Raw genomic sequence first — 23,933 nt, forward strand, 5'->3', positions numbered from 1 at the left:
CCTGCGGTTTCCCATTGCGTGGATGGCTGTAGCAGTCCAGCGGTTTAATCCGCACGCCGTGGCGAAAGACCGAAACTGCAGACGCTGTCTGCATTATCGATTCAGTGTTTTGGACGTCAGCTCAGGCTTGACGACTTGCGGTCGAAGCGTGCAGATCACCGTCGAGACTCGGAAGGATTCGGTGCGCGTACCGAGCCACTGGAAAATTGAACGTCCCGCGCAGGTTGATTCCCTCCAGGTGTGTCGGCGCGATTCTTCTCAACTGTTCAGGCACCAGTGGCTCGCCTGTGGCAGCCTGAATTTCTTCAAGAACGCGTTGCATATGGGTGGTGTTCCACGCCATCAAGATATTCGAGAGCAGTGTCAGTGCGGACGAAACCGCCGATAGAGATTCCTGACGGCGTGCCAGTTCGACAGGTATCTTGCCGATATGGATCGCGCGTTGAACGTTGTGGACGGCTTCTCCACGGTTCAAGACATGCTGCATCTCTGCCCTGAACGGGGCATTGGTGAAATAGTCGATCAGAAATATGCTTCTGAACAGACGTCCGACGTGAACGCCGCCTTCATATACGGCCTGTCCGCGTGCTGCTGAGCCGAAGCGAGCCAGGGCGTCGACTGCAGTACATTTTCCGGAACGGATGGATGCGGCGATCCTGACAAATTCGTCCCAGACGTCCACGATGAGCTCGAGCCTCACATCGCGGTCAGTGACCGCAGCCAGTTGCGGTGGGATTTCATGGTTTCGAGGGACATGAAGCCGTCGGTCACGAAGGTGTGACAGGCGAGGGCATAGATCGAATCCTAGTGCCCGTGCCAGACCCATTGCGAAATCTGTGTAGCCGTGGGTGTCGACGGCGAGCTGAGCGATGTCCCCGGCCGCACTCTGTCGGACGACTCCCTCGATCGCGGCGCCGGCCTGACGCTCGTTCAACACGATGGGCTGATCGTAAAAGATGCCCCATCGATCGAGCACGTGCGTGTACATCCCGATGGATGCCGTGCGGCGCCGCGGATCGGCACGCGCCTGCCAGACTGTGCGTGTCGTCTCCAGCGACATCATGTCGGAGGATGCCAGATCGGCGCGGCCCCAGTGAGCGGCGACGGGATGCTCATGCATGAATTCAAGGACAGCATCGGCAGCAAGCCGAAGCATTCTCTCATCCTCAAGTCGTTTCATCATCTGGCGGATGGCGGCCGGCGAAATCTCAGGGACCATGCGGGAGATCTCCGCTGCCGAGAGCGAGGTCCCGTGCGCCAGTACAGCCGAATACATCATGAGCAGTTCGACCCGCGATCGAGGTTCGCGCCCAAGCAGGATCCAGCTGAAGCGCGTTGCGCTGTCGATTTCGAGGATGATCTCCGGTAGCTGGCCGGGCGGGTGGGCTTCAAAAATAGCGCGTCGCAGGCGATCGGCCTCTACGTCTTCAGGCTGGGCTTCCAATGGATCGAGATGCACCGCCGTATCGATCCGCACCTTGCCTTCATCCGCTGCACGATCCAGCAGTTCAAGGCGCTGGTCGAGATGGGCCAGAACCGGACCTAGAAACTCCTGAGGGTCCTGCGGCAGCCCAAGATGCCCATACAGGTTGTTCCGCTTTGTCCGCCAATCTTCGGCCGGGATCAGCATTTGTGCCTGACTCCGGAAGGAAAAGCTGTGCTCGACAAAGATCGTGCCGTTGCGCAGAGCTACACGCAACGCAAAAAGCGTGGCCCATTCGAAAGCCACCATCGCCTTCAGGCGGTCGTAACCATCGATCGATTCGCGCCAAGCGCGCCCAAGCCGGATGTTCACGCCGTCGGGCAACAAGTAGGGGTGACGTCGGTAGAGACCTCGCAACAGGACGATCGCATCCAGCACAGGATGAGCGATGTCGGCCTCGAACGGCAACTGGACAATACGGATCAGCAGGTTGCGCGCGTAGTACCGCTTTCGGAGCAGACACTGCCGGATCTCGCTGCGGCGGCTGGGGAGATGTGGTTGGACGACCTGATCTGCTAGCACGCAAAGCTCTCTGCCGAGATCCTCCCGCGAGAGCGATTCGTCAGTCGCGAGTGCCTTTACGGCGAGGGCGAATTCACGAAGCTGGTCCGCGGCTTTCAATCGGGCAGTTTCAACTTCACGCGACGCATCGTTGACGATTTTTAGCACCCAGCGACGCAACATTGTAAGTACCTGATCCGTCGCTGTACAAAGGCTGTACCGCATAAAACACGCCGCTTCAAGCCTTCGACCTTGCGGCTCGATCCGTTTGCTGATTGAAGGTGGCCGGCTGGCACAGCGACGCGCGTAATGCCTCACCATGGCATCGTTGCACCCGACTGGCCAGTCGTTGGCCACGCCATGCATCGTGAGCAGATTGATCTTGTCGAGCACCTCACTCATCTGGTGGGTCGAGCCACGAAGCGGTACAGCCCACAACCACCGCTGCAGACTCGTGTGGTCTCCATGCGGCTGAGCCAGGATACGCGCCCAGCTCTCGAGCTTGTCGATGCCGAGGGCCTGCTCGAGCGTCCCGTGCAGTGAGTCCTCGATATCGTGCACTGCCTGAACGACGAGCTGCCTCAACCGGCGATCGGGCGCAATCACGATACGATGTTCGTAAAACCAGCGCTTCAGATCGCTCATTAACTGGCCGCGCTCAGGGCGCCCCGTGAGCTGTTCCTTGAGCCAGCGGATCACATACCGACGCTGATGTTCGGCGATCGGCCGGAAATTTACGATGGTTTTCGCGAAGCCCTGGTGGTCGGACAGCGTCTTGAAATTACCGTCGTAGATCGACCGGAGCGTCCCGACGTCCGGCGGCTGGACATCAAGCTGTTGGCCAAGGTGTCGCCAAAGAACGGTTGGGATCTGCCTGCATGAATCAAGGGGCCGACCGGACATTCGCAGGAAACCGACGTGCAGCGCGATGGCCAACCGGTAAAGATCGGTGCGCCTCGAATCGATTTGAGCGCGCTCGCGTTTTGAAAAGGTAAAGAATGTGCTGAGTTCGAATTCGCTCAACTCGCGCGGAATTTGCCGGATCCCGAGATATGCCAGTCGCCAGTGATCCATCAGGCAGCTCCGCGTCGATGACGAGAGCGGACAAGCGTAGCGATGCAAAATCATCCGTGCCACGGTAGAAATCGGGATTCCAGCTTGGAGGCGTAGCTACTAAGGAAAGTACCCGATCACGGGTGCTACTGTCACGCCCGCAATTGGGAGGCCGCAGAGGATAGTCAGCAGGCGTTTGATTCGAAAAGAAATTTATACAGGGCCTCAAGGCAGACGCGCGCCAGGCATTGACGCGCGTAACCGGAAACCTGCACGAAAATCAAAGCCAGCCCCTACAACGCGGCCACGCTGTGTTTATTCCGGCGCGACTGGATTTTTTCGTGCGAATCCGGCTGGGCTGTATGCCAGCGAGTTATGTCCAGTGCTCGTAGAGAACGGCTCCGATGAGAAAGAAAAGCGTATGTGCTACGGCGAAGATTGCCATGCCCCAAGGGCTAAGAATGTTCGATCCCGCAAACCCCTGGCCGATTGCCGGAAGAATAAGAGCGGCATTCGCAAGCCAGACCAGGGCGGCTGCAAAAAGACCTTTGGCAATCGCGGGCACGGACAAGCTGCCCAGTGTCGTGGCATAGGTAATTAGCATGGCAATGCCTACCGCGATGTGAAAAAACTGCTGGAACGTCCAGCTTGTAACCCAGTGCGGGATCGGCGGCCCGATTATCGCGAGGAGCAGCGTGAGGAGCCCACCGCGCGCGGTAACGATGTGGAAATGGTCGGCCATAATCAGAATGGCCGTATTGGTGAGGATGGCGAACAGGCCGGCAAGCAAGGCCGCCTGCAAGTTGAAGGAGCGCTGTGCGATTGCCGGCCGCGGTGCGGCGGAGCGCATCAGTGACCCACCGCGGCGGTAAGCGCGGGGCTTTCGGAACAGAACAGATACCCCGCGCCGCGCACGGTGCGAATAATTTTCGATGCCGGTGAATTGCCGATTTTGGAACGCAATTGCCCGACATGTACGTCGATAATATTCGTGCCCGGATCGAATCGCCGATGCCAGACGACCTCATGAATTTCGGCGCGTGTAACGACGCGTCCCGGGTTGAGCATCATGAATTCGAGCAGACGGAATTCAGTGGGACGCAGCCTCACGACGTTTCCCTCCACGGATACGCTGCGCAGGACGCGATCGAGCATGATGCCATTGCCGTGAAGTACGGTGCTGACCGAAGCGTCGGAAGAAAGATCTCGGCGTGCCTCGCGTCTGATGATGGCCGTGGCGCGCGCCGCGAATTCCTCCCAGTCCAGCGGCAGCGTCAAATACTCGTCCGCGCCCGAACGCAAGGCCCTGATGCAGCGTTCCACACTGCCGGCGGCGTCGATGACGATCATCGGAATGGCGACGCCCAGCCCGCGGATCGAAGCAACGATCGAGAGCCCGTCGAGATCGGGAAGCCCCAGATCCAGGACCGCCATCCGGTAACCGTTGCCCACGAGCTTGCCGATAGCGCGACGGCCGGTGGTTTCGATGTCGGCGCTCAGACCCATCCCGGTGAGCGATCGGGCGACATTTTCGGAAATGGCAAGATCCGGTTCGACTACGAGGACAGTTTCCATGTGTTTGCGCGCGGGTGAGCGCCTTCCGCGCTGGGCGACGGAGGGCGCGCTGGTAATGAAAGGATATTGTTGAGGCGAACGCATGTCGCGAGCGTTTATTCCTTCGCGGCTTTCGCGTCTAGCGGCACCGCTTCCGTTACGTGCGAGACTGGTGCAGCGAATGTACGTCCGTCGACATCGGTCAGAATCATGCGGACGGCGTTTTTCGCGGTGTCGGTATCCAGGGCCGGCGCCGTAAGCGTGATGTAAGAGGCTGCGCCCATCAGTGCGGGCAGGCCGAACGGACCCGGTGCGAAACGGTTGTAGGGGATCTGTCGCAGTAACGCGTCGGGTATCATGTGCCGTGACAATACGGAGGATCGGGCACTTGATGAAGACTCTGAATCCAGCTGTGGCACGGGTGCTCAAGCGTTTGCACTACCCGCTCGATGTGATCCTGACGTGCGTGCGCTGGTATGTGGCGTATCCGCTGAGTCTTCGACACCTGGAAGAGATGATGGCGGAGCGCGGAATCTCGGTCGATCATTCAACCGTGCACCGCTGGGCCATCAAGGTGTTGCCGGTTCTGGAGAAGGCCTTTCGCCGCCACAAGAAAGCCGTCGGCCGGAGCTGGCGAATGGATGAAACGTATATCAAGGTCCGAGGCCAGTGGAAGTATTTGTATCGCGCAGTCGACAAGGAGAGGAACACGGTCGACTTTCTGCTGCGTGCCCATCGTGATCAGGCCGCGGCGCGCCGCTACTTCGAAAAGTCAATCGACCAAAACGGCGAACGCGAGACGGTGACAGTCGATAAGAGTGGTGCGAACCTGGTCGCGCTGGATGCCCTTAACGCGGAGCGGGAAATACCGATCAAGATTCGCGAAAACAAATATCTTAACAATGTTATAGAGCAGGATCACCGGGCGATCAAGCGGCGCACACGGCCCATGCTGGGCTTCAGGAATTTTCGTTGTGCCCGCATTTTGTTGAGCGGCATCGAACTCATGCACATGATCGCCAAAGGCCAAATGGAAGAACGTGGCATCGGATGCACTCGTGCCGAGCAGTTCCACTCTCTGGCAGCATAAGTAATCCTCACTATACTGCCGACTAGTCGCCATCTTGCCTTATCGCGACAAAACCGGTGTCGGTCATCGTGCCGCTGGCATCGATGCCCAATACCTGGACTTGCGAAAGCCCTTGCATGGTTCCGTCTCCAATGGTTGAAGTAGTCATGAGCCGTGTTGTGCACGTTGGTCCGAACGTGTCGAACGTGAAGTGACGGCTCGCGCTCGTCCATGCGACAACCATGCCATCGGAGGAAAAGTCTGGACGGAGCCCCACGCGGCAAGGCCGCGCGGGCGGAGCCGCATGCAGGTGTGGCTGCGAGGTACGCGCCGGCGACCGGGTCCGGCGGCCGGTTTTCATCTGTACCAGCGTTCGAATGCCGGGACATCCTATGGCGGGTGCGGGTGCCGATGCCGGCTCACCGGCTTGCCCCGGTATGTGTCGCTACGAAATTCCGTTTGGACGTCGCATTGCGGAAGGTGCCTTGGCACGGACGCACTCTCCCGCGCATCGATGGTGGCGTGCCACTCGATGTTGTCTGAATGGAAGAGACGTCGCGAATCAAGTATGCGACGGTTCTCGGGTGTGGAACTAGTTGTCTGCAGCATTTCTCTATGCAGATGCCGTTGGAGTTCGTAGTGGAACCGCGCGATTCCGACCGGCTGTCTCTGTCAAAAGCGCACCTGCAAGCGAGAGTGTCTCGATGAGATGACACGCTGGGTGCCGCGGTAGAAATTTTTTGCGCTATTCGAGTCTCACCATCCCAAAAAGCAGGACCGGGCGGGCGCCAGTTCCGATTGCGACGATGCCGTATCCACTCCGTGCAACAGCGGTTCAGTCTCTTGGACCCGGTGATGGAGGAGGGGCTGCATGACACCCGATCCTTCGTTTTCAGAAACTGCTCGAAGCACCTCAGTTGTCGGTCGAATGTTGGCGATGGTCAATGAGATCCTGCCGGCGAATGTGTCGCGGCGGAAAGAGTTCCTTGTTGGCGCCCGATTCTTGGACATGCACCGACGTCACGGTTGCTCAACTGCCGAAGTACGGATCGCAGAAGCTGGCAGGGCCGACACACGACGAAGGCGCGTTCTGGGGCGAACGAACGTGGCCGCCGGCAGCGGACGTACCGTTCATCGTTGTGCCACCCATGGCGTCGTGGGACATGCGCTGGTTGTCCTGCGCGGCGATTTTTGCTTCGGCAGCCAGAATATCGTCCGGATAGTGGGCGTCGCTACCAGCCGACGGACTGTAGCCGGCCTGCTCGACGCGAACCAGGTCCGCGCGGACTTCGGCGCGCGTGAGTGGCGCGCTGGTTTGCGCGAAGCTTTCAAGCGGACTGGCGAGAGCCACAGCGGCGATGATAAATGCGAGGGTTTTCATGATAGCACTCCTTAAGTTAGTTGTTTGAGCCGAATGGAATTCAGTGGGGGTCAGCTGCCGAAGTACAGCGTGCAGAAGCTCACGGGCCCGACGCAGCTTGACGGCGTTTCCTGCCGGACGCTGGCAGCTGCGGAATGCGTTCCTGCCACACCGCCGACGTTTTCCTCGCTTTGCTTCTGGCGCGCCACCTGCTGCGTATAGACCGGGCTTACGTCGGGATACGATGCGTCGGTGACGAAGCGCGAGCCGTCGTTCTCGGCCTGGATCAGTTGTTGACGCACTTCGGCGCGGGTGAGGTCTTCGGCCGATGCAGCGCCGGCAAAGCCGACGCTGGCGAGGGAAAGAAGGGATACCGTCAATGCACGAACGATTTTCATTTCGAATTCCTTAATAAATTTCCAATTTGCCGGCGAAAGCGGAAGTTGCTGTGCTTCCAGACTTTTCATGAGGATAAACAGGGTTTCGGAGCGGCTATTCCAGGACTTTGGCTAGCGAAGCGCGATATTGTTGGCCGCGAGTCCATGCCGTTAGATTAGCGACTTCGGACGCAGCTGAAAAATACCAACTTTGGATGCGAGCCATGCGGTGCGGTTATGGAATAACCGCGCGCAGGCGGAGCGTCGACGATAGCGCCAGCCTGAAGGCGGGCGTAGGGTGGGGGCGAGCGGGTGCCGCTTAAGCGGCGTCGCTTTCGGTGGGCGTAGCAGCGGTCGTCTTGCGCGGCTTTTGTTGTCTTTGCGTGCTGGCCGCCGCTGCGGTCGCCGCAATGACGAGATCGAACAGGGCTTGGCTGCTCGGCGAAAGCGAGCGCCCCTTGTGCCAGACCATGTGCAAGGGCCGTTCGATACGTAGGTCTTCGACTTCGACGATCGTGAGTTCGCCGCGGCGCACTTCGTCGCGCACGCTCAACAGCGACACGTAAGCGAGAGCGTGCTGGGCGAGCAGCATGCGCTTGATTGCTTCCGTGTCGCTCACCGACATCAGCGGCTCGATCTTCAGCTGCGCGCGCGCATAGGCTTCCTCGACGATGGCGCGCGTGCCCGAGCCTGGCTCGCGCATGATGACGACCTGATCGACGAGATCGCCGGCCCGTATGCGCTGGCCCGCACGCGGATGGCCCGCCGCGGCTACCACCGCGATCTCGTCGGAGCCGATAGGGCGCGCGTGCAGGACCGTATCGTCGAACGGACCTTCGACAAAGCCGAGCGTGAACGTGAGATCGCGAATTCCGGCCTCGACGCGTTCCGTGTTGGTCACGGTCAGATCGATCGCCACGCGCGGGTAGCTTGCGTTGAACCGCGCGATCATGTCGGGCACGAAGTACACACCCAGTGTTGCGCTCGCACCGAGCTTCATGTGGCCTGCGCCGAGCCCGGCGAGTTCTTTCAACTGGTTTTCAGCGCCGTCGGCGAGTGTGAAGATGCGCTCAGCGTAGTCGAACAACGTCTTGCCGGCTTCAGTCAACGCAACGCCGCGCGGCAGGCGGTCGAACAGGATGATGCCCACGCGGTCCTCCAGTTCGCGGATTTCGCGGGTCACGGCAGGCTGGCTCACGTGCAGACGCTCGGCGCCCGCGCTGACGCTGCCCGCGCGCGCAACTTCATAGAAGGCGAGGAGGTGGGTGAAGTTCATCGGATTCGGCGGTTCGGGGAAAGGATGCGTTCAGGCAGGCGCTTTGCCGTCCGCGGGTGCGGCGCCGGTCATCCAACCCCAGCGCGCGAAAATCGCGGCGCCTTCGCGCGACTTCAGGAAATCGACGAATTGTCTGGATGCAGGATTCTCGGCTCCGCGCTTCGTTACTGCAATGCCCGCGTCGCGATAGATTGCGTAGCGCGGCTCGATCGGTACCGTGTCCGCGAGCGACGGGTTCGCCACCTGCCAGATGTTCCAGATCAGCCAGGCATCGATATCGGGCTGCGAGATCCACGTTTGTCGTGCGACGGCACTGTTGCCGGCATAGCTCACGATGTTATGGCGCAGGGCGTCGAGGGTGCGGATGTCGCCCAGGCGGCCCGCCACATCCTCCCACACGCCGTTCTGTCCCGCGCCGTTCACGACGAGCACCTTCACGCCCGGCTTGAGCACGTCCGCAAGACCGCGGATGTGGCGAGGGTTGCCGGGCCGCACGAGGATCGCCATGGGGCGCAGATAGAGTGGCGTGGGCGCATCGGGCGCGAGTTGGTCACCCATGGCCACGACGAAGTCGGACATCATCGTCTCGGAGCCGCTGAAGACGAGATCCGCGTCGGCGCGGGCGTGGTCGATCCAGGCGGGCGTGGGGCCCGCCGCGACCTCGACATGCGTGCCGGTTTCCTTTTCGAACGCGGCGGCGGCTTCCTTCATCGCGGGCGCGGGGCCGCCTGGACCGTAGACGTGCAGCGTGGACTGGGCGGCCGCGTAGCCGCACGCGAGCGAAAGGCAGAGCGCGCTGGCGGCGCGGAGTGCGAGCTTCATGGTGTATTTCCCCAAGGGATTGAGATGAGAACGGGCACTACCCGGCGAACACAGCCGCACCGCCTTTATTCCGGCACGGATGGATTTTTTCCCGGCACGTTCATATGCGCCGCGGGGCGGCGCTCCTCAAGCTTGAACACGCGGGGCTGTTTCAACAGATAAAAAATCGGATTGCGACGTACGGAAGCACACTGGCTGCCCAAGAGAGCGTGCCATGTGGCTCGACCGCAGCTCGTTCAATTTGCCCAACCCGCCGGCGATCTGGAGATCATCGGGCGACACCGCCTCACTCATGCATCGGCAGTTCGTCTTGCGAAGCGCACCGCGAATACGAAGCAGCGCACGCGGAACCGTCTGCCGATCGGTCGCAGGCAGCGAACTTCGAGGGCGAGCGATGTGCCGGCCGTCCGGCACATATGGTAGGTGCCTTGCTGGCCGGACGGTGGTCACGGGGTGTCATGGCATCAGCTGCCGAAAAAGATATTGCAGAAGCTGGCCGGGCCGACACACGAATCCGGAGCGGGTTTCGGTTGCCGGGCCTGAGTGCTGGCAGCCGAGGTACCCATCGGCGCACCACCCATGGCTTCGTTTGCCTGCTGGGGTTGTTGCTGCTCATTGGTGGCGACTTTCGCTTCCGCAACAAGGAGATCGTTGGGGTAGTTTGCGTCTTCGCCGGCCGAGGGGGTGTAGCCCGCCTGTTCGACCCGGGCCAGGTCTGCGCGTGCTTCGACACGCGTGAGGCCTTGAGCCGAGCTGGCCGTAGCAAAGCCTGCGGAAGCGAGAAAAACGAGGGAAAGCGCGAGTGCGCGGCATGAGTTCATTTTGGATTCCAAATTGATAGAAAGGGTTTTAGAATGAAAAAGAGGCGGTGATTCCCGGTTGCCTCTTCGACGCAAACAGATGGTCAAGGCGGTTATTCCAGTCGGCTTGCAGATGTTTTGCCGCACGGACGACGTCCTGGACCTGCCGCGCCCCTGGTTGCGGGCGTTGAAGAAAGCTTAGGGGAAAGGCCTGCTGCCGAATAATATGATGTTGCGATGCTTGCCATGCCATGCAGTCATGGCAACAGGACGTAGCGGTGAACGCAATGGGCGTGCGTGCGCATTGGGAATTGCCCGGAATAACTCTGCTCGTTCACCGTTTGCATTCGCATGCCACGCGTTCGTTCCCGGCAGGCGTTGCCCGAATGGTGCGGCGCATCAATGACTCGTCTCGTCTTCGAGGAGCGCGTGATCTGCCAATGGAGAGGACATTACCTGACCGCTTGTCAGGCAACGAGATCGAACGCCGGCTGAACCTTCGCCTTACCGTCAACGCCGAAGAAACGTGTGCACGTATCGACAAAACTGCGTATGCGATGCGGGACGGTCCCGTAGCGTAGATAAGCCACGCCGAGCGCCGCGGTTTCGCCGACCAACTGGCAACCGGGGAATACGAGCCGCAGCTTATCGCTGGCCAGATACGGGGCGGCGAGGCATTCAGGCAAGAGTGCCATGCCGAATCCAGACAAGGCCAACTGGATAGCGGCAGATTCACCCACACTCATCCGGACGCTCCCAGGGGTAAGTGTCATAACGCTGTCCCCTCGATCGACCCGTAGTACCCGGTCCGCTTTGATTTCGTCCGCGCAGGAAAGGATGACATGGCCGCTCAAGTCCAGCCGCGTGCAATCGAATTCTCTTTGAGTCAGATAGGCCAGGCTCGCCACGAGTAGTATTGGAGAATGGAGAATGCGGCGGCAAATGACATCGGCATCCAGAACCATGTCCGGTGGATATACGGCGACGTCAATGCTGTCTTGCCCGAGACGCAAGTAGTTCGTGCGCACGTTCAGTACGACCTCGACTTTGGGTGCTGCGTAACGATATGCGGTGATGGCTTGCGGCAGGCCGGCTTCAATTGCAATCGGGTGAGCTGCGATACGCAGCACACCACGTGGCTCGTCGCGATCGACCAGGAGACGTTGCTCTCCTTCAAAGAGACGGTCCAGCACTTCGACGCAGATATCGAAATACTCCCGGGCGCCAGGCGCGAGCGAGACGAATCGCGACGTCCGGTTCACAAGCCGGGTTTGCGTATGGGATTCGAGATTGCTTACGGCGCGGGACAGCGCAGCGAGCGAGACGTTCAGCTGCCGCGCGGCCCTGGTGAAGCTCTCGAGACGAACGACGGTGACGAACGCCTTGATGGATTGGATGTGGTCCATTGCGTGTTGCTCCAGCGAAGTGCATACATTGAGGTCTGGCCGATTGATCGTCGCAGCGCTCGGGCAGGGAGTTCCCACGCGATATTGACTACCGGGCGCCAAAGCCAGCTATGTGTAGCAAGTGAACACTGAACGTCTATTTCTATTCCAGCATCACAAGCTTTTCGGGCGCGAAATCATTGCAATGGGCGGAGTGTTGCACTGACGACACATGAGTTCCGATAGTGCCGGGCCGCTGCGATCCGCAACGTCGTTCCATGAGAAGAATTTTCGAGCGATAGCCAGGATCGAGCGCAAGAAATTTTCCGGTCTAAAGTCGGCAAGCACGACTCCACTATCTTTTTCCGCTTGCTAACGTTTTGTGAAAGTCGCTTGCTGATAGCGCAACCTAGCCTTTTGTCGGTGCGATGACCGATTGGCCAGGCCGAAGACCTATACTCGCGCCGCCTCCTGTTCCTGGCATCCCATTCGTTACCCCAAAAAAGTATTTGTTAGTGGAGAAACAAACAATGAAATTCCGGCACCTGGCAACGGCGTCGATGTTGTTGTCTGCATGCGCCGCTCATGCGCAAAGTAGTGTGACTCTCTTCGGCGTGGCCGACGAAAGCGTTGTCTACGTGAACAATCAGCGGACGGGTGGCGCCAACAGTAGCGGAGCCAGCAATTGGCTCGTCAATAGCGGCAGCGTCACGACGTCGCGCTGGGGACTGCGTGGAAACGAAGACCTTGGTGGCGGGCTCGCTGCTGTTTTCTGGCTGGAAAATGGCTTCAATGTATCCAGCGGCAAGTTGAATAACGGCGGCGATCTTTTTGGTCGCCAGGCATATGTCGGCCTGACCGATAACCGGGTCGGCGCACTCACGCTCGGCCGTCAGTACGACTTCCTCGTCGATTACCTCGCACCGCTCTCTGCCGTCGGTGCGGGCTTCGGCGGCAACTTCGCCGACCATCCGTACGACAACGACAATCTGGCGAACGACCTGCGTCTCAACAACTCGATCAAGTTCAGCAGCGTGGCATTCGACGGCTTCCGCGCCGGTGCGATGTACGGGTTCTCGAACGACGCGGGCGCATTTGCCAACAATCGTGCGTACAGCCTCGGAGCGAGCTACGCCTATGGTCCGCTCAATGTCGGCGCAGCGTTCCTGCAGATCGATCGCGCTGCCGGCGCCGCGAATGCCAATGCAACGGGCACGGCGAGCACGGGCGACACCAACGTGCTGACGACGGGGGGACGCCAGCAGATCTATGGCGTCGGTGCGAAGTACCTGTTCGGCAAGTCGCAGGTAGGGTTCGTTTGGACTCATTCGTCGACCAACGATGTGACGGGAATCTGGCAGGGCGGCAGCATTGCTGCACTCAACGGCAGCAACATGAAGTTCGACAACTTCGAAGTCAACGGCCGTTACTTCCTCACGCCGGCTTTCAGCCTCGGTGCCTCCTATACCTACACCATGGGCCAGTTCGATGCTGTGTCGGGGACGCTGAAGCCAAAGTGGAACCAGGTGATGGGGCAGGCCGACTACCAGCTTTCGAAGCGTACTGACCTCTACCTCGAAGGCGTCTATCAGCACGTCAGCGGAGGCGGCGGCAATCCGGCTTTCGACGCCGGTGTGTTCAGCCTGACCCCCGCCTCGGGCAGCGAGCAGGTCGTGGTGGCCCTGGGGATGCGCCACCGGTTCTAACCGCCCGGGTTCTGCACGCCGCCGGTCCGCGCCACGCCGAGCAGCGTTCGGCGCGGCTTTTGATCGAGCCGGCCTGACGGCCCGGGCGCGGACCCGCAGTGGATAGCAGAGATTGAGGGGCACGCACCGAGAATGCCTTTGCGACAGGAGGCCAACTATAGGGACCTCGTCGCAGCGGGGAAAATATCATACTGATATGTGCTCCATGCTTTTCACGTATGACAGCGATTCGCGCGAGCGAAGGCGGAGCGGCTATAGGGAGCATGTATAAGTCGAAGTGATGGCATCAATGCCATCATGGTATTTTTCGGAACGAAAATCGCTCCTTAAACTGCAAGCCATGCAGTCGTGTACTGCGGATCGCTTAAACCGGTTTAAGGAATGGCCATGATCAAGCTTCTTTCCCGCCTCACTCCAGTCGCCATCGTGCTCGCGGCTTCTCTGGGCTTCACCACCGCGAAGGCGGCAGATTCGCAGCCCGGAGCGGACAATGCGGTCGTCGCGAAAGCCCCGGTCCCCACGGAACAACCTGTGCCGGGCGTCGCTCCGCTTCAGGCGCAGCATGGCCTTACAAGGCGCGACGTATACAACCAGCTCATTCAAGCCGAAAAAGACGGGACACTCGACAAGCTGAATGCAACGATCTACTACGGATCTTAAGGATACCGAATGTGTGAGTGGCCTATGGCGTTCGTCATCCGGTCCGCATATGCAGCGGCATTGCTTGGCTTGTCTCTCGGACTCCATCCTGCAGTCGCCGGCGAGGACGTCATGCAATCGGGGCAGCGCATCGCTGTGATGGGGGGGCAACCCGGACACGCAAGTTGCGCGGCCTGTCATGGGGCAGACGGTGCCGGTCAGCCCGCGCTAGGCATTCCCAGACTTGCGGGTTTGCCCGCCGATTATCTGGAGCGGCAACTGGCCTATTTCGCTGACGGCGAGCGCGACAGCGCGATCATGGCGCCCTATGCAATGCGGCTGGATGCTGCCCAAAGGCAGGCAGTCGCCCGCTACTTCGCATCGCAGGCTCCGCAACAGGCCGATACCCCGCCAGGTGCGGCCTCGCGCGAATTGCTCGCGTACGGCAAGGAAGTCTACGAACATGGGATCCCTCAATCCCGTACGCCGGCTTGTGCGCAGTGCCATGGTATTCAGGCGCGTGGTGTCGACGGCTTTTCGCCGCCGCTTGCGGGCCAGTCTCCGGGGTATATCGTGCGCCAGCTCGATCAATGGCGATCGGGTTCGCTGCGCGGCGCTGCCGGAAAATTCATGCGAGCCGAGGCAGCACACCTGAGCGACCGGGATATTCAAGCTCTCGCGTCGTACGTCGCCACGCTGTCTGTCCCGCGCAACGACAGTTCAAACGGAGGCGAACCATGATGAAGCGAGTCGGCGTCACTGTCACGGTCCTCGTGATCGCGTTAGCCGCGATCTGGGCGGGGACGCGTGCCGTCCGCCACTTTGGCGGAGAAGGCGGCGCCGCGCAGTCCGCGGCATTCCAGCCTCCGCCCGACTCCGCCATCCCGAACGACCAGTTCGGCGACACAGTCAGGCAAGGTGAAAAGATTTTTCACGATCCCGGTAAATACGCGCCTGCGTTCGTCGGCAACAAGCTCAGTTGCGTCAACTGCCATCTTTCGGGTGGACGGTTAGCCAATTCGGCGCCGCTATGGGCGGCCTATATCTCGTATCCGGCCTATCGAAGCAAGAATGGTCATGTGAACACGTTCGCCGAGCGGCTGCAGGGATGCTTTCGGTACAGCATGAACGGCAAGGCGCCCGCGCTGGGGGACCCCACACTGGTCGCGCTGGAGACCTACGCTTATTTCCTCGCCAAGGGCGCTCCCACCGGTGTGCCGATCCAGGGGCGTGGCTTTCCCAAACTGCCGAAGCCGGACAAACCCGCGGACTATCAACGTGGCATGGCCGTCTATTCGCAGAACTGCGCCGTGTGTCACGGCGCGAACGGGGAGGGCAAGTCTTCTGGCGGACATGAAGTGTTTCCGCCTCTTTGGGGCACGCAGTCCTATAACTGGGGCGCCGGCATGGCGGGAACGAGCAATGCCGCGGGGTTCATCAAGGCAAACATGCCGCTTGGCCTCGGTGGGACTTTGACCGTCCAGCAGGCGTGGGATGTGGCCACCTACATCGATAGCCAGGTGCGGCCGCAGGATCCCCGCTTTACGGGCGATGTTGCGCAGACGCGCAAGAAGTACCACAACTCGGGTTCGTCGATGTACGGGACAATCGTAGACGGTGTCCTGCTCGGCGATCCGGCGCATACGCCGCCGTCCGGGACGGTTCCGGCGGCTTCCCCAGCGGCTGTAGCCGTTGCGAAACCGGAGGTCCATCGTGAGTGAGCACAACGACGCCGGCCCGAGGCCCGGCGAAACGGTCAAGCCGGTGGGCACCTGGGTAGTGGGCGGCTTCCTGATTGCATCGGTGCTTGCTGCCTGGCTGCTGGTATCGCTGGTGTTTCTGTCGAGAAGCTAAGGAGAGAGGCTCTTGAATCCCATTTCATCGGAAACGCCATTTGACGATGCCTTCCATCGGGCCGCGGAGCGGCATGAGCGAGCATGGGTCTTCATTGTGCTGGCCATGCTTGCCGTGCTGCTGGTCGGGACCATGTTCTATGTGGTGTTCGACTACGGCATCGTTACGCAGGGGGCCTCGTTTTTTCGGCAGCCCAGCGCAGCCATGGACGAACCCGCGTTCCACGAAGGCAGGGTCGTGCAGACCGGCTCGAATCGCTACGCCGTTTATATGGTCGGCCATGCATGGAGCTGGTCGCCCGGCGTCGTTCACGTCAAAGCGGGTTCGCTGGTGACGTTCTACGTCACCAGTACGGACGTGCTGCACGGCTTCGAGGTCCAGGGAACCACGATCAATGTCACGGCGATGCCGGGCGCGGTAGGCAAGGTCGAATATCGGTTCGATCGGGCCGGAACCTACTACATCATCTGCAATGAGTATTGCGGCATCGAGCATCATTCGATGATCGGCCGCATCGTCGTCGATCCGAAGGACAATGCATGAGTACCGTCTTCCCGTCCTCGCCGGCTTCGAGCACGCCGGCCGTATCGGTGCCGCGAATGACGCCGGCCCAACGGACGATGCTCGCGTTCCTCGTGACCGGCTTTTCCGCACTGATGATCGGCGCCACGATCGGGCCTTTGCAGGCGTTCAACTACGGCGGCATCAATGCGTATCCGTTCCTGCGGCCGTTGCTGCAAACCTACTATCAAGGGCTGACCGTACACGGCGTCCTCAACGGCTACGTGTTCACATTCTTCGTGATCTGCGGACTGCTGGTCTATCTGCCGTCGCGCGAGCTGGGACTGACGCCGAACCTGTTCCTGTGGCGCGCGGGTTTCGGCTGCATGGCAACAGGTACGGTCATGCTGCTCGTGGCCATGTTCGACAACTCCTCCAGCGTCCTCTGGACATTCTATCCGCCGCTGAAGGGGAGTCCCTGGTTCTATCTCGGCATGACCCTGCTGGGGCTCGGCAGCGTGTTTCCGCTCCCCGTCGTGCATGGAATGCGCAAGCGCTGGAAACGGGCCAATCCCGGCCAGATTACGCCGCTCGTGACGTACATGAGTCTGGTCACAATGTGGATGTGGACGCTTTCGGCGACAGGTATCGTGCTGGAACTGGTGCTGCAACTCGATCCCTGGGCGCTGGGAATGACCGGCACGGTCGATCCGTTGATCAGCCGCACGTTGTTCTGGCTCACGGGCCATCCGGTCGTGTATTTCTGGCTGATGCCGGCCTATGTGTCGTGGTACGGCCTGCTGCCGAAGCAGGTCGGAGGCAGACTGGTGTCCGACCCGATGGCGCGCGTGACGTTCATCCTGCTGCTGGTCTTCTCGCTCCCGGTCGGCAGTCATCACCAGTTCCAGGACCCGGGTTTCTCGAATGTCTGGCGCGGCATTTTGACGGTGCTGACCATGTCGGTGGCTTTGCCCAGTCTGATCACGGCTTTTACCATCGGGCTGTCGCTCGAATACGCGGGACGGCTGCAGGGCGGCCGGGGCTGGTTCGGATGGTTCAAGGCGCTTCCGTGGCGCGATCCGGGCGTGGCCGGTCAGGTCCTGGCAGCCGTGACCTTCATCTTCGGCGGCGCGAGCGGCATCGTGAACGGCAGCTGGCAACTCGACAGCGTAGTGCACAACACCACGTTTCTGCCCGGCCATTTTCACCTGACCGTCGGCAGTGTCACCGCAATGACCTTCATGTCGATTGCGTTCTGGCTGGTGCCGCACCTGACCGGTCGCGAGCTGATCAGCCGGCGCCTTGCGCTTGCCGCCATCTGGGCGTGGTTCACAGGAATCCTGATTTTCTCGTTCGGCATGCTGTGGGCCGGCCTCTATGGCGTGCCTCGCCGCGCGTGGATTTCGGAGCTGCCGCCTTCCGCGTATGACGCGCTTTATGGCGCTGCGCATATTCCGCTCGCACTGGTGGCGTTGGGCGGCATCATCCTGTGGATGGCCATAGCCTGCTTTTACGTCGTGTTCTTCGGCACGCTCCTTGCCGGAGCACGACGGGAAGAACGGCTGCCGGTTCCCTTCGCCCACGCGTTCGGCAGGCGGGAAAGCTACGCGCTCGACGCGGCCGGGCCGGCGACGCCGGCCGGGCATGAGCACGAGTCGCCGACCGCCAGGGTGCTCGAGCCGGTCGGCTGGTGGTCGCTGTTCGCATTCGTGGTGATGCTGGCCGCGTATGTGCCGATCTTCTGGTCGTTCATGAGGCACGTGATCCACGCGCCCGGCTGGGTGCTCTGGTAGCGTGATCGCGATGACTTTCCCGCCCATCCTCTCGTGTCCGATAGGGCGTTCGGCCTTAAGGGCGGCAGTGGTGCTTGCGAGCCTGCTGGCGACGCTCTGGGGCTACGCTGCCCTCGGCAGGCAAGCGGAATTCGAAGGCACGCCGGTCGCCGAACGGCAGGCGCCGCAGCTCGCCTTGTCGGACGACGAGGGGCGATCGTTCGCGCTGTCCTCGCTACGGGGCCGTGCCGTGCTGGTCTATTTCGGATATACGGATTGCCCGGACGTTTGCCCGACGACGCTGGCGGCGCTGCACCCTGTCTTCGATCGGCTTGGAACGGAGGCGGCGCATGTGCAGGTGCTTTTCGTCACCCTTGATCCTCGACACGACACGCCTGCGTTGCTGCGCGCGTATCTTGCGGCGTTTACGCCGACACCGCTGGGCCTGACGGGAACGCCGGCGCAAATCGCCGAAGCGGCCCGCGCCTGGGGAATTCACTGGCAATATGCCGGGCAGGGGCGCTTCATCGACCATACCTCCGTCGTGACCCTGGTGGACCCCGAAGGACGAATCCGGGTTCGCTACGGGTATGCGCAACTGACCGACCCCCGCGCTGTGGCGCACGACCTTCTGCGCGTGCTTCGCGAGTCCGCCGCGCGAAAAACATGAAGACCGGGTGGAACGCAACCACGCTTGTGGTCTGGTTGTGCGTTAGCGGACTGGTTCCGGCGGCGAGCATCGCCGGCGTGGTCCGCAGGGGCTGGCACTGGCACCATGCGCTGACCGCCGTGGCCGCGGGCGTTTGCATGGTGGGCGCCGCACTCGGCCTGCGGAATCCGTTGGCATCCATGGCCAGCTATAGCGCAGCATTGATGGTGCTGAATCAGTGGGTGCCGCCGTTGCTGCTGATGTCGGTACCCGCTGCCCGATGGACGCGCTGGCGCGGCACGGCCGCACCGATGCCGGCTCTCAGTCTGGCCGGCTGGCTGCTCGACCCCTGGGTTGCCATGACGGTGTTCACGACGTTTTCCGTGATGGTCAGCCTCCCGGGCATTTTTGAACCCGCTCTCGCGAATGCACTGTTCGCCGCGCCGCTTGGCCTGCTGGAACTTATTTCGGGCCTGTTGTTCTGGGCGCATCTGTCACGTAGCCTGCGCACGTTTCGACATGACTGGCAATCCGGCTTGTATGCGCTCGTCGGTTCATTGCCGATGATGGCGGTCGCCACGGTGTGGATGTTGTCGGCGCATGTTCTTTACATGCCCTACGTCGACGTCGTTTGCCAGTGGAATATTTCGCCTCTGGCCGACCAGCATTGGGCCGGCTTTGTCATGCTGGCCATGGGGTTGCCGCTGCAGATAGCGGGCGCCTGGCGACTGGCGCAGCTGGGTGCGCACGTGCTTTGACGTTGAAGCGATTTGATGGAATCTCGACGCCACCCGATCGTATCGAGCGCGGTCGGGTGGCGGCCGCTCGAACCGGACCTCGCAGAAGTCCGGCATGCGCAGGAAGAACTTAACGGCCGGAGCCAGTCGCGTGTCCGATTGCCACCGAGAACGTCCGACCGTCTACATCGGTCAACTGCAGTCTGGCCGCATGTGCTGCGTCTGCGATCTGTCCGGCCGGCAGCGGTAGCGTGATATAGGACGCCGCCCCCATCGCCGCCCGTAGTCCAAACGGTCCCGGACCAAACCTGTTATAGGCATAGTCGTTCGAAAAGGCGGACTTGGGCAATGTCGAGAGCGCTTCGGCGCTCCACTGGACGACCGGGGTGTTGTTCGGATCGAGCAGTGCGGCGCGCACGATGTGAATGGGTGCTTCGGGCGTACCTGCATCGAGCGTTGCATGGAAGCGCACGTTGCCTCCGGCCGTGACTACCGCGTCGCTCAGCGTGACGTGATGAGCGGTCGGGCTTACCGGGCCGCTATGGAACGGCGTCAATACCGAGCCGCGATAGTAGTTGTACGTGCCCACATCGAAACTGACCACGAGCGCCAGCATCACGAGCGCGAGCTTGCGGAATCCGGCATCGGTGAGCGGCAGCGGCAGACTGCCCGAGGCCCAGCGGAACAGCCCGCTCCCGGCCCGTTGCGGCTTGCTCCTCACGAGGACGTTGTCGAGCGAATAGGCCCCGCCGCCGCCGAGAAACAATGTTGCTCCCATCGCAAGGTTGCATGCGGCCATCGTCCATTCGTCAATGCAGGTGGCGCCCTGCCAGCCGAACATCAGCATCAGTATGACCGAGAAGCCCATCGACGCGAGCGCCGCGGCGCGCGTGTAGAGACCCATCATTAGCATCAACCCGACGATCAGTTCGGCTGCGCTGAAGAGAATCACACCGGCGTACAGCAAAACGAAGTGGTGGAGCATGTAGCTGATGACGTGGCTCATGCCGAGGATTGCCCCGGGCATGGCCGTCTGGAATTTGTTCGCCATCCAGTGCGTGGCATTGGGGTTAAGCTTGCCCGGTGCATAAATGAATCGCCGCGAGCCGCCGCCCCAGTAAATAAACCCTTGAATGGCGCGAACCGAAATCAATGAAAGTCCGGCTACGCGCGCCGCGTGCTGCTCCAGCCCGGAGCTGACGTGATCTTCGGCGATCACTCCGCGCGCTGTGGCTTGAAAGGAAATCGTGCTCATCGCAGTATCCATGAAGTGGGAATGCAAGTTGAAGGACCCGGTTCCCATATCGAGTGGGACTGTCGTCCGCGCCTGGGAACGCGGAGTCAGCGTATCGATCAACGCCAGCGACGAAAAATACCTTGATTGCATTCATGAAATACCTTTTTGTTATCCGGATTTCGAAAGGTATTTCACGCTCGATATTGCCATGCGTTGAAGTAATGGCATCGATGCCATCATTGTATTTTTCGTGGTGAAGGTCATTCCATACACTGCATCGGTGTCGTCGCGAACATCGATGCCGTCCTTCGGCCTTTCAATGGCATAACCATGAGCAACTTTGAATCCCAAACCATTCTGTCCGTGCGGCACTGGACCGATACGCTTTTCAGTTTTATCTGTACGCGCAACAAGTCGTTTCGCTTCGAGAACGGACAGTTCACCATGGTCGGTCTGGAAGTCGAAGGCAAGCCGCTCATGCGGGCATACAGCATTGCGAGTGCGAACTTTGAGGAAGAGCTCGAGTTCTTCAGCATCAAGGTGCCGGACGGTCCGCTGACCTCACGCCTGCAGCATTTGAAAGAGGGCGATTCGGTGCTGATCGGCAAGCGCCCCAGCGGGACGCTGATCGTCGACAATCTGCTGCCCGGCAAGACGCTGTGGCTGCTTTCGACGGGCACGGGGCTCGCGCCGTTTCTGAGCGTCATCCGCGATCCGTCGGTTTACGACCGCTATGAAAGCATCGTACTCACGCATACGTGCCGCAACGTGCGCGAGCTTGCCTATCGCGACTACATTACGCAAACACTGCCTCAGGACGCGTTGCTCGGCGAGTTCGCGCGCGAGAAGCTCATCTACTACCCGAGCGTCACACGCGAAGACTATGCAAATCGTGGGCGCATCACCGGGCTGATCGCGTCGGGCAAGCTGTTCAACGACCTGGGTGTCCCGCCGTTTGCGCCGGAACACGACCGGCTGATGCTGTGCGGCAGCGCGCAGATGCTGAAGGACACCCGGGCGTTGCTCGAAGCTCGCGGGTTCGAGGAAGGCAGCCAGGCATCGCCGGGGCATTACGTTGTCGAACGCGCGTTTGCATCATGAGTTTATCCTCACGCCTCTCCCACATTCGACGATTGGAACGATCATGAGACACGTCAAGTCATTCGCCACCGCCACTCTAATCGCCGCTTCGGCGATTTCGTTCGCCGCCCATGGCCAGCAGGCCGAGCCGCAGGGCTTCTGGACCACGCCCACGATCCAGGGCTACGGGCCGATCCATTTCCTGCCCGAGGCGCAGTTCAAGCCTCAGGCCGATCACACTTACAAGATCGTTTTCGCGCTCACGCAGGGTTCGAAGAGGCCGGATGCCGTCAATCCGGCGCTGGACCACGTGGCCAGGACGGCTAACCTCTACGCGGCTGCGGGCGTGCCGCCTTCGCATCTCAAGTTCGTGGCCGTCGCGTACGGCGCGGCTACACCGCTCGTACTCGACGATGCGCATTACCGTGCAGCCTACGGTGTCGCGAATCCTAACCTGGCGCTGATCGCCGAACTGAAGAAGGCCGGCGTGACGGTTGCCGTGTGCGGCCAGGCCGTTGCCGAGCATCACTTCAGCTACGACTCGATTGCGTCCGACGTCACATTGGCCCTTTCGGGCCTGACTACGGTGACCACACTCGAGTCGGATGGCTACGTGCTGATGCCCCTTTGAACCTCGCTATTCCGGATGCCGATCATGCCTTCATTCAGTACCGCTCTCTATGCGTGCGTTGTCGCCGCGGTCGGCGCACTGGCCGCACCGCTGTCCCATGCGGCCGATACCGGCAGAACCGGCAGCGAGGCTGCGTCGCAAAGCGTGTCGCCGCCGTGGCAGCATGGCGCGAACGACGACGCGAGCCAGCGCGGGCTGGAATTCACCGAACCTGACGCGGACAACCTCGCCGATTTCCATGGCGATCCGATACATCCCGACCTGGCGCTGTTCGTCGGCGGCAACTATTTCTTCGCGATGGCGCCGCTCGTCCATGCATTCGAGGACAGGTATCCCGAGTACCGCGGGCACGTATATTGGGAAACGATTCCGCCCGGACTGCTCGTGAAGCAGATGGAGAACGGCGGGACGGTTACGGTCGGCAACATGACCTGGACGGTTAAGCCCGACGTGTATCTCGCGGGGCTGAAGGCGGTGCAGAAGCAGATCGACGCCGGGACTGTCAAGGCACCGGCGGTTCCCTACGTCACCAACACGCTGACGATCATGGTGCCGGCGGGTAATCCCTCGCATATCACGGGCCTAGCCGATCTCGGCAAGCCCGACGTGCGCCTCGCAATGCCGAATCCGGCGTTCGAGGGTATCGCGCGACAGATCAAGGCGTCGCTTTCGCACGTGGGGGGCGATGCGCTCGTCGACACGGTGTACGTGGCGAAAATGAATGATGGCTCGACGCTGCTCACGCACATCCACCATCGGCAAACGCCGCTGTGGATCATGCAGGGCAAGGTGCAGGCCGGCGTGACATGGCAGTCCGAAGCCATGTTCCAGGAGCAGGCCGGCCATCCGATCAGTCACGTCGACATTCCGGCGGCGGACAATACGACGGCGATATACGCAGGCGGCGTTGCCGCGCACGCTCCGCATCCCCAGGCGGCGCAGCGCTGGCTGCAGTTCATTCGCTCGCCCGAGGCGCTGCAGATCTTCGAGCGTTACGGCTTCAAGCCGTATGGCGGCAGCCCGGCGTAAAGGCGTCGCGTACCGGATGCGTTGAGGAAGGCGTCGGCCCGATGCGGGTCGGCGCCGATGGAGCAAGCGATGTACCAATACGATCAGTACGACCAGACCATCGTCGACGAACGCGTCGCGCAATACAGCGACCAGGTTCGCCGCCGCCTGTCGGGCGAATTGAGCGAAGAAGAGTTCCGTCCGCTGCGCCTGCAAAACGGTCTGTACTACCAGCGCCACGCCTACATGCACCGNATCGCGATTCCGTACGGCAATCTGCGCAGCGACCAGCTCCGCATGCTCGGCACGATCGCGCGCGAGCACGACCGCGGCTATGGCCACTTCTCGACGCGCTCGAACATCCAGTACAACTGGATCAAGCTGGAAGACACGCCGGAAATCCTGCGCAAGCTGGCTTCCGTGCAGATGCACGGCATCC

The 23,933-nt window shown here is 61.0% G+C and carries 24 protein-coding genes and 1 pseudogene; 14 read left to right on the top strand and 11 right to left on the bottom strand.

All coding sequences use genetic code 11. The features are described from left to right. Nucleotides 1-121: 121 nt before the first annotated feature. The 4 genes from A3CW_RS46165 to A3CW_RS0113065 form a co-directional block, all read right to left on the bottom strand. Nucleotides 122-3,058 carry a Tn3 family transposase gene (locus tag A3CW_RS46165; RefSeq protein WP_051481434.1) on the bottom strand — a complete coding sequence of 979 codons (2,937 nt, stop codon included), beginning with the start codon at nucleotides 3,056-3,058 and terminating at the stop codon, nucleotides 122-124. 352 nt (nucleotides 3,059-3,410) lie between these two features. After that, nucleotides 3,411-3,887 carry a hypothetical protein gene (locus A3CW_RS0113055; RefSeq protein WP_028203975.1) on the bottom strand — a complete coding sequence of 159 codons (477 nt, stop codon included), beginning with the start codon at nucleotides 3,885-3,887 and terminating at the stop codon, nucleotides 3,411-3,413. Then, nucleotides 3,887-4,612 carry a response regulator transcription factor gene (locus A3CW_RS0113060; RefSeq protein ID WP_028203976.1) on the bottom strand — a complete coding sequence of 242 codons (726 nt, stop codon included), beginning with the start codon at nucleotides 4,610-4,612 and terminating at the stop codon, nucleotides 3,887-3,889. Before A3CW_RS0113060 ends, A3CW_RS0113055 begins: the two co-directional genes overlap by 1 nt. Before the next feature lie 95 nt (nucleotides 4,613-4,707). Continuing rightward, the gene (locus A3CW_RS0113065; protein WP_028203977.1) at nucleotides 4,708-4,950 is read right to left on the bottom strand and encodes a hypothetical protein; all 243 of its coding nucleotides are present in this window, start codon (nucleotides 4,948-4,950) and stop codon (nucleotides 4,708-4,710) included. A gap of 32 nt (nucleotides 4,951-4,982) precedes the next feature. Between A3CW_RS0113065 and A3CW_RS0113070 the strand changes: the two genes are divergently transcribed. After that, nucleotides 4,983-5,681, top strand: a complete 699-nt coding sequence (locus tag A3CW_RS0113070; RefSeq protein WP_028203978.1) for an IS6 family transposase — start codon at nucleotides 4,983-4,985, stop codon at nucleotides 5,679-5,681. 1,009 nt (nucleotides 5,682-6,690) lie between these two features. On the opposite strand, the gene A3CW_RS0113085 is transcribed toward A3CW_RS0113070, so the two are convergent. The 6 genes from A3CW_RS0113085 to A3CW_RS0113115 all read right to left on the bottom strand — a co-directional run bounded on the left by A3CW_RS0113085 (nucleotide 6,691) and on the right by A3CW_RS0113115 (nucleotide 11,701). Then, entirely contained in the window at nucleotides 6,691-7,041 is a 351-nt protein-coding gene (locus tag A3CW_RS0113085) for a DUF4148 domain-containing protein (RefSeq protein WP_028203979.1), read from the bottom strand. A 50-nt stretch (nucleotides 7,042-7,091) separates the two neighbouring features. After that, the gene (locus A3CW_RS0113090) at nucleotides 7,092-7,418 is read right to left on the bottom strand and encodes a DUF4148 domain-containing protein (RefSeq protein ID WP_028203980.1); all 327 of its coding nucleotides are present in this window, start codon (nucleotides 7,416-7,418) and stop codon (nucleotides 7,092-7,094) included. 298 nt (nucleotides 7,419-7,716) lie between these two features. Further along, complete coding sequence (locus tag A3CW_RS46170) at nucleotides 7,717-8,673, bottom strand: LysR family transcriptional regulator (protein ID WP_051481435.1); 957 nt, start codon at nucleotides 8,671-8,673, stop codon at nucleotides 7,717-7,719. Nucleotides 8,674-8,703: 30 nt separating this feature from the next. Further along, nucleotides 8,704-9,495: a substrate-binding domain-containing protein gene (locus A3CW_RS0113100; protein ID WP_028203981.1), complete on the bottom strand. Its 792-nt coding sequence runs from the start codon at nucleotides 9,493-9,495 to the stop codon at nucleotides 8,704-8,706. A 464-nt stretch (nucleotides 9,496-9,959) separates the two neighbouring features. Then, nucleotides 9,960-10,442 carry a DUF4148 domain-containing protein gene (locus A3CW_RS0113105; RefSeq protein WP_245623630.1) on the bottom strand — a complete coding sequence of 161 codons (483 nt, stop codon included), beginning with the start codon at nucleotides 10,440-10,442 and terminating at the stop codon, nucleotides 9,960-9,962. A gap of 320 nt (nucleotides 10,443-10,762) precedes the next feature. Beyond that, nucleotides 10,763-11,701: a LysR family transcriptional regulator gene (locus A3CW_RS0113115; protein WP_028203983.1), complete on the bottom strand. Its 939-nt coding sequence runs from the start codon at nucleotides 11,699-11,701 to the stop codon at nucleotides 10,763-10,765. A 509-nt stretch (nucleotides 11,702-12,210) separates the two neighbouring features. On the opposite strand from A3CW_RS0113115, the gene A3CW_RS0113120 reads away from it, so the two are divergent. From A3CW_RS0113120 to A3CW_RS46185, 9 genes are all read left to right on the top strand, one after another. Beyond that, nucleotides 12,211-13,386, top strand: a complete 1,176-nt coding sequence (locus tag A3CW_RS0113120; RefSeq protein ID WP_028203984.1) for a porin — start codon at nucleotides 12,211-12,213, stop codon at nucleotides 13,384-13,386. 387 nt (nucleotides 13,387-13,773) lie between these two features. Further along, nucleotides 13,774-14,046 (top strand): hypothetical protein, encoded by a 273-nt coding sequence (locus A3CW_RS46175; RefSeq protein WP_035512878.1) that lies wholly within the window; start codon nucleotides 13,774-13,776, stop codon nucleotides 14,044-14,046. Between the two features lie 24 nt (nucleotides 14,047-14,070). Next, nucleotides 14,071-14,766, top strand: coding sequence for a c-type cytochrome (locus tag A3CW_RS0113130; RefSeq protein WP_028203985.1), 696 nt, complete (start codon nucleotides 14,071-14,073; stop codon nucleotides 14,764-14,766). Further along, nucleotides 14,763-15,746, top strand: a complete 984-nt coding sequence (locus A3CW_RS46180; protein ID WP_051481437.1) for a c-type cytochrome — start codon at nucleotides 14,763-14,765, stop codon at nucleotides 15,744-15,746. Before A3CW_RS0113130 ends, A3CW_RS46180 begins: the two co-directional genes overlap by 4 nt. Beyond that, a complete protein-coding gene (locus tag A3CW_RS52325; RefSeq protein ID WP_154677929.1) occupies nucleotides 15,739-15,879 on the top strand; it encodes a hypothetical protein in 141 nt (46 codons plus the stop codon). Before A3CW_RS46180 ends, A3CW_RS52325 begins: the two co-directional genes overlap by 8 nt. A gap of 12 nt (nucleotides 15,880-15,891) precedes the next feature. Further along, nucleotides 15,892-16,422: a cytochrome c oxidase subunit II gene (locus A3CW_RS0113145; RefSeq protein WP_245623631.1), complete on the top strand. Its 531-nt coding sequence runs from the start codon at nucleotides 15,892-15,894 to the stop codon at nucleotides 16,420-16,422. Then, entirely contained in the window at nucleotides 16,419-18,173 is a 1,755-nt protein-coding gene (locus A3CW_RS0113150) for a cbb3-type cytochrome c oxidase subunit I (protein WP_035512879.1), read from the top strand. Before A3CW_RS0113145 ends, A3CW_RS0113150 begins: the two co-directional genes overlap by 4 nt. A gap of 70 nt (nucleotides 18,174-18,243) precedes the next feature. Then, entirely contained in the window at nucleotides 18,244-18,822 is a 579-nt protein-coding gene (locus tag A3CW_RS0113155) for an SCO family protein (RefSeq protein WP_051481438.1), read from the top strand. Then, nucleotides 18,819-19,559, top strand: coding sequence for a cytochrome c oxidase assembly protein (locus A3CW_RS46185; protein ID WP_051481439.1), 741 nt, complete (start codon nucleotides 18,819-18,821; stop codon nucleotides 19,557-19,559). Before A3CW_RS0113155 ends, A3CW_RS46185 begins: the two co-directional genes overlap by 4 nt. A 109-nt stretch (nucleotides 19,560-19,668) precedes the next feature. Here the strand turns inward: A3CW_RS46185 and A3CW_RS46190 are convergent, their stop codons facing one another. Further along, the gene (locus tag A3CW_RS46190) at nucleotides 19,669-20,793 is read right to left on the bottom strand and encodes a TQO small subunit DoxD (RefSeq protein ID WP_081771641.1); all 1,125 of its coding nucleotides are present in this window, start codon (nucleotides 20,791-20,793) and stop codon (nucleotides 19,669-19,671) included. A gap of 312 nt (nucleotides 20,794-21,105) precedes the next feature. On the opposite strand from A3CW_RS46190, the gene A3CW_RS0113175 reads away from it, so the two are divergent. The 4 genes and pseudogenes from A3CW_RS0113175 to A3CW_RS0113190 form a co-directional block, all read left to right on the top strand. Beyond that, complete coding sequence (locus A3CW_RS0113175) at nucleotides 21,106-21,876, top strand: ferredoxin--NADP reductase (RefSeq protein ID WP_028203990.1); 771 nt, start codon at nucleotides 21,106-21,108, stop codon at nucleotides 21,874-21,876. 43 nt (nucleotides 21,877-21,919) lie between these two features. After that, nucleotides 21,920-22,486: a DsrE family protein gene (locus A3CW_RS0113180; protein WP_028203991.1), complete on the top strand. Its 567-nt coding sequence runs from the start codon at nucleotides 21,920-21,922 to the stop codon at nucleotides 22,484-22,486. Nucleotides 22,487-22,510: 24 nt separating this feature from the next. Beyond that, nucleotides 22,511-23,515: a substrate-binding domain-containing protein gene (locus A3CW_RS0113185; protein WP_081771645.1), complete on the top strand. Its 1,005-nt coding sequence runs from the start codon at nucleotides 22,511-22,513 to the stop codon at nucleotides 23,513-23,515. A gap of 69 nt (nucleotides 23,516-23,584) precedes the next feature. Then, nucleotides 23,585-23,933: pseudogene (locus A3CW_RS0113190) on the top strand (nitrite/sulfite reductase); the annotation flags it as partial.

Source organism: Paraburkholderia nodosa DSM 21604 (genome assembly GCF_000519185.1).
Classification (GTDB): Bacteria; Pseudomonadota; Gammaproteobacteria; order Burkholderiales; family Burkholderiaceae; genus Paraburkholderia; species Paraburkholderia nodosa.

What these genes read in the sequence shown, in the direction of transcription:
- A3CW_RS0113150 (WP_035512879.1), top strand. Translation starts at nt 16,419, where the DNA reads ATGAGTACCGTCTTCCCGTCCTCGCCGGCTTCGAGCACGCCGGCCGTA.
- A3CW_RS46165 (WP_051481434.1), bottom strand. Translation starts at nt 3,058, where the DNA reads ATGGATCACTGGCGACTGGCATATCTCGGGATCCGGCAAATTCCGCGC.
- A3CW_RS0113060 (WP_028203976.1), bottom strand. Translation starts at nt 4,612, where the DNA reads ATGGAAACTGTCCTCGTAGTCGAACCGGATCTTGCCATTTCCGAAAAT.
- A3CW_RS0113100 (WP_028203981.1), bottom strand. Translation starts at nt 9,495, where the DNA reads ATGAAGCTCGCACTCCGCGCCGCCAGCGCGCTCTGCCTTTCGCTCGCG.
- A3CW_RS0113115 (WP_028203983.1), bottom strand. Translation starts at nt 11,701, where the DNA reads ATGGACCACATCCAATCCATCAAGGCGTTCGTCACCGTCGTTCGTCTC.
- A3CW_RS0113070 (WP_028203978.1), top strand. Translation starts at nt 4,983, where the DNA reads ATGAAGACTCTGAATCCAGCTGTGGCACGGGTGCTCAAGCGTTTGCAC.
- A3CW_RS46185 (WP_051481439.1), top strand. Translation starts at nt 18,819, where the DNA reads ATGAAGACCGGGTGGAACGCAACCACGCTTGTGGTCTGGTTGTGCGTT.
- A3CW_RS0113090 (WP_028203980.1), bottom strand. Translation starts at nt 7,418, where the DNA reads ATGAAAATCGTTCGTGCATTGACGGTATCCCTTCTTTCCCTCGCCAGC.
- A3CW_RS46180 (WP_051481437.1), top strand. Translation starts at nt 14,763, where the DNA reads ATGATGAAGCGAGTCGGCGTCACTGTCACGGTCCTCGTGATCGCGTTA.
- A3CW_RS0113120 (WP_028203984.1), top strand. Translation starts at nt 12,211, where the DNA reads ATGAAATTCCGGCACCTGGCAACGGCGTCGATGTTGTTGTCTGCATGC.
- A3CW_RS46190 (WP_081771641.1), bottom strand. Translation starts at nt 20,793, where the DNA reads ATGAGCACGATTTCCTTTCAAGCCACAGCGCGCGGAGTGATCGCCGAA.
- A3CW_RS0113180 (WP_028203991.1), top strand. Translation starts at nt 21,920, where the DNA reads ATGAGACACGTCAAGTCATTCGCCACCGCCACTCTAATCGCCGCTTCG.
- A3CW_RS46175 (WP_035512878.1), top strand. Translation starts at nt 13,774, where the DNA reads ATGATCAAGCTTCTTTCCCGCCTCACTCCAGTCGCCATCGTGCTCGCG.
- A3CW_RS0113065 (WP_028203977.1), bottom strand. Translation starts at nt 4,950, where the DNA reads ATGATACCCGACGCGTTACTGCGACAGATCCCCTACAACCGTTTCGCA.
- A3CW_RS0113085 (WP_028203979.1), bottom strand. Translation starts at nt 7,041, where the DNA reads ATGAAAACCCTCGCATTTATCATCGCCGCTGTGGCTCTCGCCAGTCCG.
- A3CW_RS0113130 (WP_028203985.1), top strand. Translation starts at nt 14,071, where the DNA reads ATGGCGTTCGTCATCCGGTCCGCATATGCAGCGGCATTGCTTGGCTTG.
- A3CW_RS46170 (WP_051481435.1), bottom strand. Translation starts at nt 8,673, where the DNA reads ATGAACTTCACCCACCTCCTCGCCTTCTATGAAGTTGCGCGCGCGGGC.
- A3CW_RS0113055 (WP_028203975.1), bottom strand. Translation starts at nt 3,887, where the DNA reads ATGCGCTCCGCCGCACCGCGGCCGGCAATCGCACAGCGCTCCTTCAAC.
- A3CW_RS0113185 (WP_081771645.1), top strand. Translation starts at nt 22,511, where the DNA reads ATGCCTTCATTCAGTACCGCTCTCTATGCGTGCGTTGTCGCCGCGGTC.
- A3CW_RS0113175 (WP_028203990.1), top strand. Translation starts at nt 21,106, where the DNA reads ATGAGCAACTTTGAATCCCAAACCATTCTGTCCGTGCGGCACTGGACC.